General features: G+C 48.7%; 15 protein-coding genes. 8 read left to right on the forward strand and 7 right to left on the reverse strand.

The annotated features are described in order from the left end of the window. Window positions 1-3 precede the first annotated feature (3 nt). Window positions 4-234: a DUF350 domain-containing protein gene (locus ACCI49_RS02605; RefSeq protein WP_371837416.1), complete on the reverse strand. Its 231-nt coding sequence runs from the start codon at window positions 232-234 to the stop codon at window positions 4-6. Window positions 235-320: 86 nt separating this feature from the next. Between ACCI49_RS02605 and ACCI49_RS02610 the strand changes: the two genes are divergently transcribed. Then, on the forward strand, window positions 321-1,073 hold the full coding sequence (locus tag ACCI49_RS02610) for an SPFH domain-containing protein (protein WP_371837417.1): 753 nt from the start codon (window positions 321-323) through the stop codon (window positions 1,071-1,073). Window positions 1,074-1,602: 529 nt separating this feature from the next. Here the strand turns inward: ACCI49_RS02610 and ACCI49_RS02615 are convergent. Further along, a complete protein-coding gene (locus ACCI49_RS02615; RefSeq protein WP_371837418.1) occupies window positions 1,603-1,896 on the reverse strand; it encodes a putative quinol monooxygenase in 294 nt (97 codons plus the stop codon). Window positions 1,897-2,128: 232 nt separating this feature from the next. On the opposite strand from ACCI49_RS02615, the gene ACCI49_RS02620 reads away from it, so the two are divergent. After that, window positions 2,129-3,082, forward strand: a complete 954-nt coding sequence (locus ACCI49_RS02620) for a LysR family transcriptional regulator (protein ID WP_371837419.1) — start codon at window positions 2,129-2,131, stop codon at window positions 3,080-3,082. A 102-nt stretch (window positions 3,083-3,184) separates the two neighbouring features. On the opposite strand, the gene ACCI49_RS02625 is transcribed toward ACCI49_RS02620, so the two are convergent. The 3 genes from ACCI49_RS02625 to ACCI49_RS02635 all read right to left on the reverse strand — a co-directional run bounded on the left by ACCI49_RS02625 (window position 3,185) and on the right by ACCI49_RS02635 (window position 8,980). Beyond that, entirely contained in the window at window positions 3,185-4,690 is a 1,506-nt protein-coding gene (locus tag ACCI49_RS02625; protein ID WP_371837420.1) for a S8 family serine peptidase, read from the reverse strand. Window positions 4,691-5,483: 793 nt separating this feature from the next. Further along, complete coding sequence (locus ACCI49_RS02630) at window positions 5,484-8,303, reverse strand: M16 family metallopeptidase (protein WP_371837421.1); 2,820 nt, start codon at window positions 8,301-8,303, stop codon at window positions 5,484-5,486. Between the two features lie 278 nt (window positions 8,304-8,581). Continuing rightward, complete coding sequence (locus ACCI49_RS02635) at window positions 8,582-8,980, reverse strand: globin (RefSeq protein ID WP_371837422.1); 399 nt, start codon at window positions 8,978-8,980, stop codon at window positions 8,582-8,584. A gap of 517 nt (window positions 8,981-9,497) precedes the next feature. Here ACCI49_RS02635 and ACCI49_RS02640 point away from each other — a divergent pair. From ACCI49_RS02640 to ACCI49_RS02660, 5 genes are all read left to right on the forward strand, one after another. Next, window positions 9,498-10,661, forward strand: coding sequence for a phosphoglycerate kinase (locus tag ACCI49_RS02640; protein ID WP_371837423.1), 1,164 nt, complete (start codon window positions 9,498-9,500; stop codon window positions 10,659-10,661). A gap of 91 nt (window positions 10,662-10,752) precedes the next feature. Then, a complete protein-coding gene (gene fba, locus ACCI49_RS02645) occupies window positions 10,753-11,817 on the forward strand; it encodes a class II fructose-bisphosphate aldolase (RefSeq protein ID WP_371837424.1) in 1,065 nt (354 codons plus the stop codon). Between the two features lie 120 nt (window positions 11,818-11,937). After that, window positions 11,938-12,918: an alpha/beta hydrolase gene (locus tag ACCI49_RS02650; protein ID WP_371837425.1), complete on the forward strand. Its 981-nt coding sequence runs from the start codon at window positions 11,938-11,940 to the stop codon at window positions 12,916-12,918. A gap of 405 nt (window positions 12,919-13,323) precedes the next feature. Beyond that, window positions 13,324-13,848 (forward strand): DUF4166 domain-containing protein, encoded by a 525-nt coding sequence (locus ACCI49_RS02655; RefSeq protein ID WP_371837426.1) that lies wholly within the window; start codon window positions 13,324-13,326, stop codon window positions 13,846-13,848. Between the two features lie 298 nt (window positions 13,849-14,146). Beyond that, window positions 14,147-14,527, forward strand: a complete 381-nt coding sequence (locus tag ACCI49_RS02660) for a VOC family protein (protein ID WP_371837427.1) — start codon at window positions 14,147-14,149, stop codon at window positions 14,525-14,527. Window positions 14,528-14,647: 120 nt separating this feature from the next. Here ACCI49_RS02660 and rarD read toward each other — a convergent pair whose 3' ends face one another. Beyond that, entirely contained in the window at window positions 14,648-15,604 is a 957-nt protein-coding gene (rarD, locus tag ACCI49_RS02665; protein ID WP_371837428.1) for an EamA family transporter RarD, read from the reverse strand. 164 nt (window positions 15,605-15,768) lie between these two features. Continuing rightward, window positions 15,769-17,016: a phosphoglycerate dehydrogenase gene (gene serA, locus ACCI49_RS02670; RefSeq protein ID WP_371837429.1), complete on the reverse strand. Its 1,248-nt coding sequence runs from the start codon at window positions 17,014-17,016 to the stop codon at window positions 15,769-15,771. A gap of 159 nt (window positions 17,017-17,175) precedes the next feature. Here serA and ACCI49_RS02675 point away from each other — a divergent pair, with 159 nt between their 5' ends. Beyond that, on the forward strand, window positions 17,176-17,838 hold the full coding sequence (locus ACCI49_RS02675) for a fumarylacetoacetate hydrolase family protein (protein ID WP_371837430.1): 663 nt from the start codon (window positions 17,176-17,178) through the stop codon (window positions 17,836-17,838). Window positions 17,839-17,896: the final 58 nt, after the last annotated feature.

A 17,896-nucleotide genomic window follows, 5' to 3' on the forward strand; every position in this document is an offset into this window, starting at 1 on the left:
GCCCTATCCCTTCAGGCCAAAAGAAATAATAATGGCTACAAAAATTAAGATTGTGGATGCAAAAATGGAAACGGCAATATTACCATTCTTTAGCTCTCCTTCGATGTCCACAGTACGCAACAGTTTTTTATCGATGGTAATCAGTGCGGCTATCCCTATGAATAGGGCCAGCAATGTATAAATAAGATTTACACCGAGATTAAAAAATGTGGCAGTGATAAATTCCAGCTGCATGATTTCACCAAAAGATTAATTGTTTAATACCCAAGACAAGGGGAGCATTATTTAAGCTCCATTTTTTTGATGATACCATAATTTCAATGGTTTCTTCGTCCTACGGTTTCTACTTGATTGCCCTAGCTTTCCTCTCTTTTGGTTTTTGGGATAACATAACACTCCGTTTTACCGTTGTATTGGGTCTGCTGACTTCCCTGGTATTTATGGCAGCATGTGCGGATCGGGTAGAGGTGCCGCCGGCACATGTCGGTAAGGTTCTCACTAAGAATGGTTACAAGTCAGAAGTGGTACCACCTTCCAAGTTTCGTCTGGATATGAGTTTATTTTACTGTGACAAACTTGTAACCACGACGATCTCAGATTTCGGCCATCTGGAAAAATTTAAGGTCTTTATGCCCAAAGACCAGCTCAATATGAGCTTCGATGTGCGCATGACCGGGGCTATCAGTAATGATGCTATTGATCAGGTATTTGACCGTATTCCTCCGGTCAATGGCAGTATCTCAGTTAACCATGTCTACAGTACCTATGCTCAGGCGGTGATACGGGATGTGGTGCGTGGTGTTGTGGCCAAGTACTCCATTAATGAAATTGCCCCCAGTCGTGAATCCTTGAGTCGGGAACTTTTCCGGGAGGTTTCTAAATCCCTTGAGGGGACCCCAATTGAAATCAAGCGTCTTGGCCTTGCCGATGTTCAATTCCCGAAGGTAATTACTCAAGCCAAGGAGCGTGTACCTGAGCGCCGTGAATTAATAGAGCAAGAGAAGGCCCAATTCAAAATATCCAAATGGAGCGGGATCTGGAAAGGGAAAAATGAACCGTGCAATTGCTCGTGAGAAGGCAATAGGCCAGAAAGAGGTTAATGATCTGCTAGCTAAATCGGTAACGGACATGTATTTATCTTACCGAACTTTGGAAGTTCTAGATAAAAATGGCAGCATCCAATAATAAAGTTTTCTTGCCGGTTGAGGCTTTGGGCACTATTGGTATGCAGCATGCTGCCTTCAGTAATCAAGTAAAGCAGGTGGCAGATAGTAAACGTTAAAATAACAGGATAATGTGAAATTGGATATGCGCTGGATTGCTTGAAATTCCCTTTTTATTTCGGCTCCATTCACAGAGAATTATTCCATAATTTTGCAATAAAAGTATTGCTTGTCTTGAATATGTTAAGATGTTTTCAAAGTCTCCCTACTCATATGCCGGAAGCATAAGGGTTTACTATGGGAAACAGATTTCAAAATCTATCATGTCACTCTGAAAATAGCGGGATAGGTATCGGAACTCGTTGTAGCGATCTCTACCGAGCGATAAATGGCGTCTGAGCGGTGTCAAGTTTGCCTTGGCTCCGCTCAGACCGGCTACTTAGCTGTCGATCTCAGTCATTTCATTCAGGGTAAATTCGTCAACAGCTCCCTCAGTAGCAGCCATATATTCTTTGAGGTGATTATTGTTCATATGGGTTTGCCATAGGTCGCGGCTTTCCCAGTTTTCGTAAAAAACGAAGTGTGTCGGATTGTCATTATCTTGGTGTAGATTGTAATTGATGCAACCCTTTTCAGCGCGAGTGATAGCAATCAACTTTAGGAGTTCAGATTTTACCAGGTCGATTTTGTCGGCTTTGGTTTTGATGTTTGCTACGATTGTGAGCTTGCTCATGCTTTACCCTCATGAATCAGTGTTGGCTTAGAGAGTGAGGCACTTTCTCGAATTAGAGGCCCCATTCCTGTTTGCTGTTTCTATCTGTCAGCAATACTGCTCTTCTCATTAAGGCAGGATTTGCCTTTTTTCTGTATCCAGCGGTATTGATGTCACTGGGATATTTTAAGAGTAGATTGCCCCCCTTTAAACGCTATAATCCTTGAATCTTTATCAAAAAATAATTGAAAATATGCTTATCGAAGACTTGGAAGTCATCCTTAAAGTAGCGGAATTCCGCAGTATTACCGCAGCCGCAGCCAGTCTGAATATGCGCACTGCGACAGCCAGTGCGGCGATCAAGCGTGTTGAGAGTGCTCTGGGGGCAGACCTGTTTATTCGCACCACCCGGCAGTTGAGGTTGTCTGGTGCGGGCGAGCGATTTATCCCCAAATGTGAAGAAGCGCTAGTTATGCTGGACTTAGCGCGGCAGGATTTGAAGGAGGAAGGTGCAGACATAAGTGGCGATTTGCGTATAGGTGTTTCCTCTGACCTGGGGCGCAATCTGGTCGCGCCCTGGCTCGATGAGTTTCAGGAGCTGCATCCGGGGATTAACCTTAAAGTTAATATCAGCGATAGCCAGGTAGACTTTTACCGGGACCCGGTGGATATAGCGCTGCGCTATGGACCTCCGGGAGATGCAAGCCTTTATGGGTTTAAGATTTGTGATGTACCGCGATTACTTTGCGCGGCACCGGGCTATCTGGACCGGCAGGGGGTGCCCTGTAATCCGGATGATCTCAAGAGCCACAATGGGCTCTTTTATCAGTTACACGATATTGTCCACAGTGTCTGGGAGTTCTCTCGGGCTGGGGCGGTGTTCAAGGTGCGTATGAATGGTAATCGCTCTTCGAATGATGGGGATCTAGTCAGACGCTGGTGCGTGGCAGGCAAGGGCTTGGCAATAAAATCCACTTTAGATATGTCTTCAGACTTGTTGGAGGGGAAAGTACTAGCTGTAATGCCCGACTATCTCCCTAAGGAGACTGAACTGTGGCTTGTTTGCCCCGGAAGGCAGTCGATCACCCCGGCTGTTCGCCTGGTCAGGGATACCTTTCGCAGTAAATGTGCAGAAATTTTGCAGCAGCTGATCAGTAAAAAAATTATACCGAAAGATAGTATTGAGAAAGCGGATTTAGAATGTTAAACAGGGATACGGATTAAGTGTTCGATGGGCATAAATAGCAGGCTGTAAATATAGAGAGGGAGCATATACTCCCTCTCTACTATTGGAAGTCTCTACCTCAAATTAAATGGACCCCGTGCAACCATTGGTTTCCAGGTAATCGTAAGCCGCCTTGGCTCGAACTAATCCATAACCGTAGGCGTTGTCACGGCCGGATACACCCAGATCTTCCGCCGTAGCGGTTAGTGCAGCACGGATTTCAGTGTTGCTACAGTTGGGGAAGTGGCTCCAAACCAATGCGGCCACGCCGGCAACATGAGGAGTTGCCATGGAAGTACCATCGAAATATTCGTAGTCACTGGCATTGTTGGCCAAAGTAGCGTTGGTGCCTAGCTGATCCAGAAGAGCACTACCATCGCTATCTGAGATGCCTACAGAGGGAATGTTAGTGACTGTTTCACCCAAAGTGGCACTGGAAAGTAGGCCGGCTTCATTGTTATAGATTACTGCTGCGATACCGCCACCGGCTTCACAGTTTACAACTTTTTCTGCAAAGCTGATATTGCCACGCTCAATTAAGCACACCTTACCAGCGGCACTGTTACAGGCAGATTCTGCAGTGCCGCAATTTTCCAATGCGCCACTGATATTGCCAAGGGGTGAGCCTGAAATGGGGGCGGCTTCAATCTCAGCTCCTGCCACACTCAATGAAGCAATTCTACCGGTGCCAGTCGGTACGGATGAGAGAACCTGTACACCGGGTGCGGAAAGTTCTACCTGATTTGTCTGCTGGGAAGAGGCCCAGATTTCCTTATTGGAGTCAAGTGCGCCTACAGATACTACTGAATCGTAAGAGGCCGGGTAAGAGTGGCGCGTATTGCCATCGTTGCCAGCTGCAGCAATGGATAAAATACCGCGATTGTTCAAACTGTCGAATGCGCGCCTTTCGAAGACGTTGCCTCTTTCACCCCCGAGGCTCATATTAATCACATTTGCGCCGTTGTCAGCACAAACCTCTGCGGCAGCCATCAGGGAAGAAGAGTAGGCCCAACCATCGCCGCCAAAAACTTTGACGATATGTAAGTTGATATTACTGCTGGGCATCACTCCGACAACACCGGTATCGTTATTCATCGCGGCGATAGTACCGGCTACGTGGGTACCGTGGCCGCTCTGATCCTCATACCAGTTGCCTGCACCACTGGGGTCACTGCTACCGGTTACCGCGTTGCCAGAGAGATCTTCATGTACTATGTCGTAACCAGAATCAATAATACATACTGTGCGGTTACCAGCCTGGAGGTCCGATAGTTGATCAGCCTGTACCATGGGGATACCAAAGGGTACTTGCTGAGACATGGGGTAACGCTTTACGTCTTCCTCAATAAACTCGATGTTTGGATTCTTGCGCAGAGCCTGCAGTGCTTTTTCTGGGAGGTGGGCTGCCATGGCATTTTGTCGGCGCATTTCCAGGGCTTTACGTCCGCCTTTTTCTCTCATTTGAGATTTTACTGCTTCACCTTTGCCTTGTTTAAAGGTGATGATATAGCGTTTTTCTTCAGCATAGACATTGCTTGCTATAGCCATAGTCAGTAGGCTAGTAGCAATCATCGATATAGTGGTTTTCATTTTTTACTCCTGATAATTTATTGCTTTTTGTTGTTATTGCGCAGTGAGAGAATACCGGTTTCAGACTTTTCGTGAAGTTGGTTTCTTTAGGTCTGTGCGCTGTGTTGCAAATTCGTAATCTTGCTAAGTTAATCCTAAAAAATTAATTGAGGTATTGCCTATTTGATTCGTTTATTTGTCAAATTATAATTTTTTTGCCAGTGGGCACTTACTTATTTTAAGGTTCTGGTTGTTTGGGCTGGGTATCTTTGACTAAAGGAACCTCTGAATAATTATATAATGCCGCGTCTTGATTTTGAGCTGCCCTGATGGCCAGAGATATCGCAGAGTAAGTCAGAGATTTCCTAGATCCTATATCTGATTATATGAATTCCATTAATATAGGGTTATAAATCAGCGGAGAAATCCATGAGGCATTCTTTAGATTTCTTTGTGTTCAGTGAAAAATATGATATGTATTTTTGCTTGCGAATATATTATTTTAAATAAATATACTAAAAAGTGGGAAGGGAAGAATACACTGCGCTCAGGACCGTATGAGGTATGAATGCCGATTACGAGCTTACAGGGATTTATTCATAGCGAGTCTCGAGTGCAGTGTATTCTTCCCTTCTGACCCAGTAGTATACGAACTGTCTTTACATAAAGGTTAACCTATGATGCTTGCAGATATAGCATCACTTGTTCTTTGTGGATCTTAGGTAAGCAGGGCGCTGGGTGAGAGTGTCATTTGCAATTGAAATAGGCAATCAGTTAGCGCAAATAGCTAATTGATTGCCTTTATGGAGTAGGATTAGTTGGTGGTCAGCCTTGCAATAACTTTTCCATCGACGTTAAGCTGAATCATTGGGCCGATATTCAATTTGCGAATACCTTCTTCAATTTTGCTCTTATCTCCAACGATTACCCAAGTAAACTGATCAGGTTTGATTATCTCTTGGGCAAGCTTGTGGATAGTATTAACTTCAATACTGCGAATTTGATCTGCGTAGGTATTCATATAATCTAGTGGGCGCTCATAAGTAATCATATTGGAAACTGCACCAGAGACTGCGTTTATAGTTTCAAAGCGGCCTGGTAATTCATTAACCCGTTTGCTTTTTACTTTTTCCAGTTCATCTTTACCTGCGGGCTTTTGGCTGATGTAGGCTCGTAATTCTTTTTGTAATTCCTGCAGAGACTCTGTGGTTTTGTCGGTCTGGACAGGGGCATAAATCATTAGTGGTTGCTGCCCTTTTGCACCGTTCATAAAAGCGTAGGCACCGTAGGCCCAGTGCTTGTCCTCGCGTAGGTTCATATTGAGGCGTGCGGTGAAGGTACCGCCCAAGATATCTTTCATCATATGCAGTGCTTCGCGCTCCGCAATCTTTTCTGAAGGCGCCAGTAGACCACCGATGATCATGGTTTGTTCGGCCCCTGGCTTGTCAATCAGGTAGATACTGGCTTTTTCAGGGAGGGCTACCTGGGTCAGGTTCTTTTGTGGAAGCGGGCTTTCAGGTGTGTGCCAGTCAGCAAAGTGGTGTTCCAGTTTTTGTGTCAGTTCAACCAATGTGATATTACCCACAGCCACAAGGGTGGCATTGTCTGGGCGCATCCAGTTTTGATGGTAATTTACCAAATCGTTACGATTCAGTGATTTTATGGAATCCTCGGTACCAGAGCCTGTAAGAGGCACACTATAAGCGTGGCCAGAGCCATATAGAAGTGGAGGCAGGCTGCGTAGAGCCATCTCTACTGGTCGAGTCTTTTCCTGGTGGATAGAGGCGATCCAACGACTACGTTTGCGCTCAATCTCATCGTCTGAAAAGGCTGGTCGCATAACAATATCGGCAAACAGCGATATAGAGTCATCCAGGTTAGCTGTCAGTGCATTAAGCCGCACTGTGGATGTGTCTATATCGGCACCTGTACTGATTCGCGCTCCTAGCATTTCCTCTTTTGCACTGATTTCCAGTGCATCCAGGTTATTGGTACCCTCTTTAAGCATGGACATTGCGTAACTGGAAGTGCCTAGCTTGTTTCCCTGATCGGCAGCGTAGCCGGCATCAAATTGTAGACGTATATCTACCACGGGCACTGAATGACGTTCTGCTAGGACCACTTTTAAGCCATTGGAAAGCTTGGCCGTTTTTAATTTGGGGAAGGGCACACTGGGGAATTCACCGGTCTCGGGAAGCTTGGACCTGTCTGCACTGGATTCGGTAGTGGTATATTCCGGGAAGGGGTGCACCTCCAAATTGTAGTCACCAGTGGAAAGCCATCTCTGTGCCGCTTCTTGTACCTGTCGGGGGGTTATTGATTGCTTATCATTTAATGCATCAAGGTAGGCATTCGGATTGTTTAGGTAAAGCTCGCCACGGGCAAGGATTACTCCCTTGCCGCCCCAACCTCCGACTTGTTCAAGGTTGCGTGCATAGCTGGCGTATTCGCTCATATTGACACGGACCAACTCCTCTTCGGTTGGCCCCTCTTTAAGGAATTGTTGTAGCTCCTCTTCAATTGCGGCTTCGATTGTGGAGAGTTTGATACCAGGTTTGGCGTTGGCGACAATTGGAAATATAGATGACAACTCGAATTCGTGTAATCCCACACTAACATCTGTTGCAATTTGGTCCTTATAAACGAGGCGCTTATATAACCGTGAGTTTTTGCCACCACCGAGTACTGCGGCAGCCAGGGCAACCGCCTTGGCATCCTCATGAGACAGATTGGGTGTATTCCAAACTTTATATAGCCGTGACTGGGCGACACGGTCGTACATATGCTCCCGGCTGGACTGGTTACGTTTGGCAATCCAGGCTTTTTTCTTAATTAGCGGGGGGCCAGCAGGAATATCACCGAAGTATTTATTGACTTTTTCTTTGGCGGTGTCGACATCGATATCACCGGCCAGCACCAGTACCGTATTGGCTGCGCCATAGTACTGATTAAACCACTCATGTACGTCCTCTAGTGTGGCCGCATTCAGATCCTCCATGGACCCAATGGTGGTCCAGGAATAGGGGTGGCCCGCGGGGAATATCGCTTTTTGCATGCGACTCCAGACTTTGCCATAGGGCTGGTTCTGCCCCTGACGCTTCTCGTTCTGTACCACACCGCGCTGTGTGTCGAGTTTTTCCTGGGTAATTACTCCAAGAAGGTGACCCATCCGGTCGGACTCCATCCATAGGGCCATATCCAGGGCATTGCTCGGTACTGTTTCGAAGTAGTTGGTACGGTCCAGCCAGGTGGTACCATTCATACCGGTAGCTCCGGCTAGTTCGAAGGGCTTGAAATACTCATCATTGTAATTTTCCGAGCCGTTGAACATCAGGTGTTCAAACAGGTGTGCAAAGCCTGTACGCCCAGGCTTTTCATCTTTGGAACCTACGTGGTACCAGACACCAACGGATACAATCGGTGCTTTGTGATCTTCATGCACCAGAACGCGGAGTCCATTCGGTAAGGTAAATTTTTCGTAACTGATTGTTAGAGGTTCAACTGAGCTTTCAAAAGTTGATGCGGATGGAGATATCTGACCCCGGGAGCTCGTATTATTTTGTGGGGCTTCACCGCAAGCGGATATCGCCAGTGTAAATGCCAAAGGTATGCTGCACTTCCGTACAATTTTCATAGAGTTTTCCTTATCGAATAATCCTAAGTAATCCCTAACCGCAATGAGCATTTATCGGGATTGGCGGCCTTGGAGCTCATTAGCCGGAAAATATAGTTTGTGCTCTCTTTATCTTGGTGGGGGTAATCAGAAGATGGAGTGTTCAAGTTAAATTTGAATCAGCTCTTTCCACTTTACCAGCTGTAATGACTTTCCAATTAAGGGTTTATATATATTCGAGAAGTGCATGGCAAACCGTCAGGTCGTCAAGTGAGAAATCGGTACTTTTATGTGGTCGGTCAGTAAGCTTGGCGAATAATATTGATCCCTGATGTTAATGCGCAGTTCCAGGCGGCTTCGACCTCGGGGGAAAAGTCGCCATCATGTTGACGCAGGGTCGCGATCAGGGCATCCAGCCACAAATGGTACCATTCGGGGGGAATATTGTAGCCATTGCGATCATGACTTTTGCCCAGAGCGCGAAGTTTGGTGTCAGACATGCCACGAGCGTAGAGGACAAGTTGCATAATGCCATTGCGCAACAGGTGGCGTTGGACTTTCATATCTGTTTTGGTAAAAAGTTCGCGAATATCTACTGAGCTGTCCATAAAGCGCTCATAAAAATCGATAAAAAACTGTTCGTTGTTGCAGCAGCGTCCGTAACTTTGGAAAACAATATCGCTGTCCGATCGTTCCATAGGTAGTGGATCTCCATGATTTATCTGCCGGCGAGAAATCACTGGCTGGATTGTGTTGTTGTAAATTGGGGGGCGGGCGGCGATTTTAGCGGTGTGGATATCTTGCGAAAAGGTATTTTGTATCAATAGGTTAGATATAACGAGTCAGTATTTTGACCGATTCAATAGACCGGTTGGTCGAAAACTGATTTTACTTTTCCCGCATGAACTTTGGTATTTATCTACACGTTGGGCGGGTTAAACACCCACTGTCCAGACCTGCCGCAAGATCAGTATTTAATAGGGCGGATTCAACAAATAAGAAATGAATCGGATTTGGCTTTTGGCGCCTCTACTCGCCAAAATAGGCTGCCAGGAGCATGTCCAGACCCGCTAGACAGAACCATTTGCGTTTCAGGGCTATCTGTCCGGCGATTTTACAGTGTTTTTCCGTGTTTTCCTGTCGGCACCGGTGGGGTGCTGTTGATATACTCCGCGCCCAAATTTTCAGTTAATCGAAGTAGAAGAGGATTGGCGAATGGCGGTCAAACTGATGACAGGTCTGGACTTAGCGGGTAAGCGCCTACTAATTCGCGAGGACTTGAATGTACCGGTGAAAGATAGCCGGGTGACTTCTGATGCCCGTATCCGTGCGGCGCTTCCTACGGTCCAGGCCGCCATTGATGCCGGTGCCAAAGTGCTGCTAATGTCCCACCTGGGGCGCCCGATTGAGGGTGAATACGCTGAAGAGTTTTCTCTGGCACCGGTTGCCACCCACTTGGGTGAGCTACTGGGTCGTGAAGTAGCTCTGATCAAGGAGTGGCGCGACGGCGTAGAGTTGGCCGATGGCGAGGTAGCTCTGCTTGAGAATGTGCGCTTCAACATAGGTGAGAAGAAAGATAGCGAAGAGCTAGCCAAAGCCTATGCCGCTCTATGCGATGTCTTTGTTATGGATGCTTTCGGCACCGCACATCGCGCCCAGGCTTCTACTCATGGCGTAGCTAAATTTGCACCTGTTGCCTGTGCCGGTCCTCTTCTTGCCGCTGAGTTGGATGCCCTGGAGAAGGCTCTCGCCGAACCGGCGCGCCCGCTGGTAGCAATTGTTGGTGGCTCGAAGGTGTCCACCAAACTCACAGTTCTTGAGAGCCTGGCTGACAAGGTAGATCAACTGATTGTTGGCGGTGGTATCGCCAATACTTTCCTCGCTGCCAGCGGCAAGCCGGTAGGCAAATCCTTGTGTGAGCATGACCTGGTGGATACAGCGAAGAGTCTGATGCAGAAGTGCGATATCCCTGTCCCGGTGGATGTTGTTACTGGCAAAGCGTTTAGTGAGGCGGCTGTAGCTGAGACCAAACCTGCGGATGCCGTAACTGAAGACGATATGATCTTCGATATCGGTCCCCAGTCCTCCGAAAAGCTGGCTGAGATTCTCAACGGCGCCAAAACCATCATATGGAACGGCCCTGTAGGTGTATTCGAGTTTGACCAGTTCGGTGCTGGTACCGAGCACCTGTCCAGGGCTATTGCCGATAGCGATGCCTTCTCTATCGCCGGTGGCGGTGACACTTTGGCGGCTGTGGATAAATATGGTATCGCCGGCAAGGTATCTTATATTTCCACAGGCGGCGGTGCCTTCCTGGAATATGTTGAAGGTAAGAAACTTCCAGCGGTTGCGATACTTGAGTCACGCGCTGACGATTGAGATAAACCCTAATGACGCCTGCCGGTGTTAGCCGGAGGTGATAAAAGCAAAAAATTACAAATACGACGAGTAGACGAGAAAGGAATTAACTATGGCTCTTATCAGCCTGCGCCAATTGCTGGACCATGCCGCTGAGCATGGTTACGGCGTACCCGCATTTAACGTCAACAACCTGGAGCAAATGCGTGCGATTATGGAGGCGGCCAAAGAGACCGACTCTCCAGTAATCGTTCAGGCTTCTGCTGGAGCGCGCAAATATGCCGGTGCGCCATTCCTGCGTCACCTGATTCTCGCTGCTATTGAAGAGTTCCCAGAAATTCCAGTAGTGATGCATCAGGACCACGGCACCAGCCCGGCGGTATGTCAGCGCTCCATTCAATTGGGTTTCAGCTCCGTAATGATGGACGGTTCCCTGAGAGAGGATGGCAAGACCCCTGCCTCTTATGAGTACAATGTTGATGTTACCCAGCGTGCGGTTGACATGGCACATGCTTGCGGTGTTTCCGTTGAGGGTGAGCTGGGTTGCCTGGGGTCCCTGGAAACCGGTATGGCCGGCGAAGAAGACGGTGTTGGTGCTGAAGGCAAACTGTCTCATGATCAGCTGTTGACCGACCCGGAAGAGGCGGCGGACTTTGTGCAGAAAACCAAAGTGGATGCCCTGGCAATTGCCTGTGGTACCAGCCACGGTGCCTATAAGTTCACCCGCCCGCCCACTGGGGATATTCTCGCTATCGATCGCATTAAGGAAATCCACGCGCGTATACCGGGTACCCATCTGGTAATGCATGGTTCTTCTTCTGTACCGCAGGAGTGGTTGGCGGTGATCAATGAGTTCGGTGGTGAAATCCCCGAAACTTATGGTGTACCGGTTGAGCAGATTTGCGAAGGCATCAAGTACGGTGTACGCAAGGTCAATATCGATACTGACCTGCGCCTTGCCTCTACCGGCGCGACCCGCCGCTTTCTGGCTGAGAACCCTTCCGAATTCGACCCGCGCAAATTCTACAAGGCTGCCCTGCAGGCCATGAAGGAAATTTGTGTAGCGCGTTATGAAGCCTTTGGTACCGCTGGTAGGGCAAGCAAGATTCGCCCGCTGAGCCTTGATGCTATGAGCCAACGCTATGCTACTGGTGAGTTGGAACCGCAAATTAAGTAAGCAGTTACTCTCCCTGAAAGCGACGAAAGGCGGGCCTAAGGCCCGCCTTTTTGCATTTAAGCCCCTCGTCTGTCCACAGCATCACTTTCACCTCGGCAAAAATGCAGTACCATTAGATAAATGGAAACCTTGCAAGATATCAGCACCTACGAAAGCAGCCCGGTGATTAAGCGCCCGGACTACACGGCGCTGCGCCAGAAGCTGCCTCAGTTGGACTTTGCCAATGATGCGGCACCGTTGCTGACGGAAATGCAGGATTACCGAAATTTTTACGATTTACACTTTCCCCTCGTCCATAAAACTGGAGTCGGCACTTTCAATGCCGCCGGTTTTGAGTTGGTGTCCCAGTATTGGTTAGTTGAGAATCCCCGCGGCACCTTATTTATTTGTCATGGTTATTTTGATCATACTGGCATTTATGGGCCTGCAATTCGCTTTGGGCTTGAGCGAAATCTAAATGTGGTAATTTTTGATTTCCCCGGCCATGGCCTTTCCAGCGGCGAGCGGGTAGCTATCCAGACTTTCCTGCAATATCGCCAAGTGTTTGATCGGCTTTTATCTATCGCTGCAGAAAAACTGCCCAAGCCTTGGCATGCTTTAGGGCAGAGCACCGGCGGCGCGGCATTACTGGCCCATTTACAGTACAGCCGCCGGCAGCCACTGGATAAGGTTTTTCTACTCGCTCCCCTGGTGCGCCCGGCCAATTGGCATCTGGTCAAATGGAAGTATTATCTGGGGCGCCTGTTTATCAGTGAGCCCAGCCGTGAGTTTACGATCAATACCCATGATGCGGAGTTCTCCCGGCGCCAGGCTCTACTCGACCCCCTGCAGTCCCCGGTGATCTCCATGTGCTGGCTCGGGGCCATGGTGGATTGGATAAGAACCTTTCCTAAAACTTCGCGTAATCCGCGTAAGATTCTTGTGGTACAGGGTACCGGAGATGGCACTGTCGACTGGCGCTACGATATGCGCGCCATTCGAGATAGATTCCCCCACTGCCATCGTGTGTTGATTCGCGGTGCTCGTCATCAGATGATTAATGAAACCCAGCCTTACCGTCATCAGATACTTGCCGCTTTGGATGACTGGCTGAATCAATAGTAGAATTTGGGGTATCTCTTTATTTGTACGATACCTTTTAATAGCTACATGAAACTCCCATAGCGCTTTTTCGACCTCTCCTGTTACCGCGAACTTGGCAATGAAATGATGGCACAGATATGTGAATCTGCCGGTATTTCATGGGCTGATTCTGGCCTATGGCTGATTCTGGCCTATGGCTGACGACGGCTCATGCTGGTGCCGCGTTACCAAAAAGGGGGAAGGAAAGAATACACTGCGCTCGGGACCATATGAGGCATGGATGCCGATTAGGAGCTTACAGGGATGTATTCACAGCGCGTCTCGAGTGCAGTGTATTCTTTCCTTCTGACCCTATAGTAACTGGTTAGTTTGCCAGATTATTATTTCGCGATTGGGATCAATTAATTGGCAATGAATTCAGTAATGACAACGAATATTATTTCTAGAAATATGGGCGACTCTTACAAAAAGCTCTCACCCATTATTCGGGAAGTTCATAATGGCAAGAAAGTGATAGAAGGGGTAGTGAGGGTTGAGCGGGGCGGTTTGATCGCCAATATCATTTGTGCTCTGTTTGGTTTCCCCAAACAAAACCGTGAATGTACTCTTCGTGTGGAGTGCCACCATCTCAATGATACTATTCTGTGGGTGCGTAACTTTGATGGACTCATATTGAGCTCCCAGTTCTCATCAAATGGGGATCTTTTGTTTGAAAAGATGGGGCCTTTGCGGATGTACTTTTACCCTGTAGAGACTGATGGAAGCCTCGGTTATCGCTTCGTGAAGACGAGCATTTTCGGTATTCCCTTGCCAAAATTATTAAGCCCTAAAATAGTTGCAAAAGAATATGAGGTGAATGGAGCCTACTGGTTTGATGTGAAGGTGACGATGTCAGCTGTGGGTAAAGTTCTTGCGTATAGTGGGGAAATGGAAATTGTGACTGCCTAAATATTCTCGACTAATTTTCACGAGTAATAAGTTTCTCAGGCTAATCCTCCTGACTCAGGATTGATGAATGCTCGGGATTTTATTCGATTGAAAATAACCAAGTGACGCTTATGAGTTGTAAAAAATTAAGAGCTCAGCGTTTATGACGGGATAAAATCCTGGTGACACTACTTCCTTGGAGATGTGACGATTACGTCCAAATGTTGTTGAGTTTCGGCGGTTTCTGTTATTGCAGTCAACATATCAAACTGTGAGTATATGCTTGTTGGTTTTACTTTTATCCAAAATTGGAGGGGCTATGTTCAGCCATATTATGGTAGGTACCAATGATATGCAGAAATCCAAGGCATTTTATGATGCGGTCTTGGGGAGCTTGGGTCATAAACCTGGATTCATTGATGAAAAAGGCCGCTGTTTTTATTTTACAGAGACCGGTGTTTTTGCAATCACTAAGCCAATTGATGGAAAGCCAGCCTGTCACGCCAATGGTGGCACAATTGGATTTACCGCAAGTAGTCAAATGGAGGCCGATGCCTGGCATGGGGCTGGACTCGAATATGGTGGCACTCGCTGTGAAGATCCACCGGGAATACGAGACGGTGTCGCGGGCAAGCTGTATGTTGCCTATTTACGCGATCCTGATGGGAATAAAATATGTGCAATACACAGAGTGCTTTAATGTAGCGGCATTGGCCTTCAAGTCCCGCACAGCTGGGCTTTAGTGCATGGCGGCGTTTGATTTATTCTTCACCGCCAATTACCCCACAATTGGGAAGGGACGTTCCCAGTCGCGAATTTGCTATAGAGTCGCCTTGCCTTGCAAGTGGAGCTTGCGCCTCTGGACCAGGGCGTCGAGGGAATAGAGTGCAAGCCCAATCCATACAAACATGAAAGTGGTGAGTTTGCCTTCACCAAAGGGCTCGCCCAGGATTTGGGTGGCTACCCCCAGCATGATTGAGGGGCCGATGTATTGCAGGAACCCCACCGTAGACAGGTTGAGCCTGCGAGCAGCGATGGTGAACAGCAGGAGCGGAATCAGGGTGATGGGCCCGGCTAGTATCAGAAGGCTGTTCAGCTCCCAGCTGTTATTCAATAGGTTGCTGGTAGGGCTGCTGCTCCAAACCAAGTAAATCAATGCTATCGGCAGCATATACAGGGTCTCCACGGTGAGGCCGGTGAGGCTCTCCACTGGTGCGAGCTTGCGTGCCAGTCCATAGAAGGCAAAAGAGCTTGCCAAGAATAAGGCGATGATGGGTATACGGCCGAACTGCCACAGTTCATGGGCAATCCCCACAGCGGCTAGTGCAACCGCCAGCCATTGCAGGTAGCGCAGCTTTTCTCCCAGGAACAATACACCCAGGAGAATACTGATTAATGGATTGATGTAGTACCCAAGACTGCTTTCCAACAGATGTCCGTTATTAACGGCCCAGATAAATACCAGCCAGTTGCTGCCAATGAGCGCCGAAGTCATAGCCAACATTCGCATTTTCTTCGTATCGCGCAAGGTACTTAAGAGGCTGGGCAGCTTGCCCAGTATTAGCAAGCTCAGCAGCGCCAGCACCAGTGACCAGATACTGCGGTGCGAGAGGATTTCCGCCGCGGGGATCTCCTGTAGCTGATTAAAGTAGAGCGGGGCTAATCCCCAAATGAGAAAGGCGGCAACGCCGGCGAGAAAGCCGGTGGTGGCGGAATCATTATTGCGCAAGGGAACACCTGCTGTGGAAAATCGAAATATCAGGTTGGGCTCGGACACGCGGGGGCTGCGCGCGGAGTCTAGCCAACAGAATAGGAGGGGGCATTGTAGAAGTGCCTGTCAGTTGGGATCAATCCCCTTACCTACTAATGAGTAGGTAAGGGCGCAGGCAGGTTTGAAAACCTGCCTTCCCTTCTGTTTACCCCAGTCGGGTGCTTATGCGCTCAGAACAGTACGCGGCAGCGCAGGGTGCCGGGGATATTCTTAAGTTTTTCCAGGGCTAGATCAGAGTACTCCGCATCCACATCGATGACTACGTAACCCACGGTTTCGTTTGTTTGCAGGAACTGAGCGGAGATATTAATGGTGTTCTCGGAAAACACCTGGTTGATCGCGCTCAATACACCAGGCACATTTTTGTGGATATGTAGCAGGCGATGCGTGCCGATATGGCCGGGCAGTGCTACCTCGGGGAAATTGACTGAGCTGGTTGTGGTGCCATTATCGGAATAGTGCGTCAGTTTTTCCGCTACCTCAGTGCCGATATTCTCCTGGGCTTCCATGGTGGAGCCGCCCACATGGGGGGTTAGCAGCGCATTATCAATACCACGCAAGGGAGAGACGAATTCGTCATCATTACCTCGGGGTTCCGCCGGGAAAACATCTATGGCGGCACCGGCCAGATTGCCGCTTTTCAGGGCTTGTGCGAGCGCATCGATATCGACCACAGTACCGCGAGAGGCGTTTAACAGAATGGCACCGGGTTTCATTTGTGCGATCTGTTCCGCACCCATCATCAACTTGGTAGAGGGGAGTTCTGGTACATGTAGGGAAACCACATCAGATTCCCGCAATAGCTCATTCAGGGCGCTCACTTGGTTGGCATTGCCCAGTGGTAGCTTGGTAACAACATCATAGAATTTCACGCGCATGCCGATGGCCTCAGCCATTACCGATACCTGCGAGCCAATAGCACCGTAGCCGATAATACCGAGGGTTTTACCGCGGGCCTCAAAAGAGCCAACCGCGGACTTGAGCCAGCCACCACGGTGGCATACCGCATTTTTCTCTGGGATGCCGCGCAGCATAAAGATGGTCTCGGCAATAATCAGTTCCGCCACACTGCGCGTGTTGGAATAGGGTGCGTTAAATACGGCAATCCCCAGTTCTGTCGCCGCTTGTAGGTCCACTTGGTTGGTGCCTATGCAAAAACAGCCGATAGCCACCAACTTGGAGGCATGCTCCAATACCTTGCGGGTTAGCTGAGTACGCGAGCGAATACCAATAAAGTGGGCATCTGCGATCTTTTCGATCAACTGGTCTTCAGGCAGTGAAGTTTTCAGGTACTCCACATTGGTGTAGCCACGGGAGGCGAGCAGGTCGATGGCCGACTGGTGTACACCTTCCAGCAGCAGGATGCGAATCTTGTCTTTTTGCAGGGACTTTCTTTGATCGGTATTGTGCGGAGCCATAAACTATCTCTTCACTGAGTGCGAATAACACGATACAGGTGCATTTATTCCGGTTGGGTCACTTCTTCGGGTGTCGGGAGACAGGCGAAGGCGCGATCATAGCACATGCTGGTTATATCGCTTTATTCGAAATACCTATCCTAACTATCTGGTTTATTTATGTACCAACACCAATTCACTTGTGGCAGCGAGGTTCCTTTCAGGCTCGGCAAGATTGTCTGCGTGGGGCGTAACTATGCCGACCATGCTGCTGAGCTCAATAATCCGGTGCCGGAAGAGCCCCTGCTGTTTATAAAGCCGGCTACAGCAGCTGTGGATATGGCTCAACCTATCCACCTGCCTGCAGGGCGCGGCAGCTGCCACTTTGAGGGAGAGCTGGCACTGCTTATCGGTGAAAAGTTGAGCAATGCCAATGCTGCCGAGGTACCACCCGCGATCGCCGGACTGGGCCTTGCTTTGGATCTGACTCTGCGTGATTTACAGGCGCAACTTAAGAAAGCCGGGCACCCCTGGGAGAAGGCCAAGGGCTTCGACAATTCCTGCCCTCTCTCGCCTTTCGCCAAACTGGACTGGTTGCCGGACTGGGATAAGCTCAGCTATTCCCTGTGGCTGAATGGAGAATTACGCCAGCGAGGCAAGACTGAACATATGCTCACTCCGGTTCTCGACCTGGTGGCCTATATCAGCAGTTTCTTTACCTTAGAGCCTGGCGATGTAGTTCTGACTGGCACTCCCGCGGGGGTCGGCGAACTGCAGCACGGTGACAAGCTGATGATGCAGTTACAGGATGACTGGCTACAAGTGGAAACTCAGGTGGCATAGCTCCGTTAAAGTTGCTTACACCAAATAGCTTGAACCTTCACCACGCTAATCTGTGGGC

It is taken from the genome of Microbulbifer epialgicus, assembly GCF_041447265.1.
Lineage (GTDB): Bacteria > Pseudomonadota > Gammaproteobacteria > Pseudomonadales > Cellvibrionaceae > Microbulbifer > Microbulbifer epialgicus.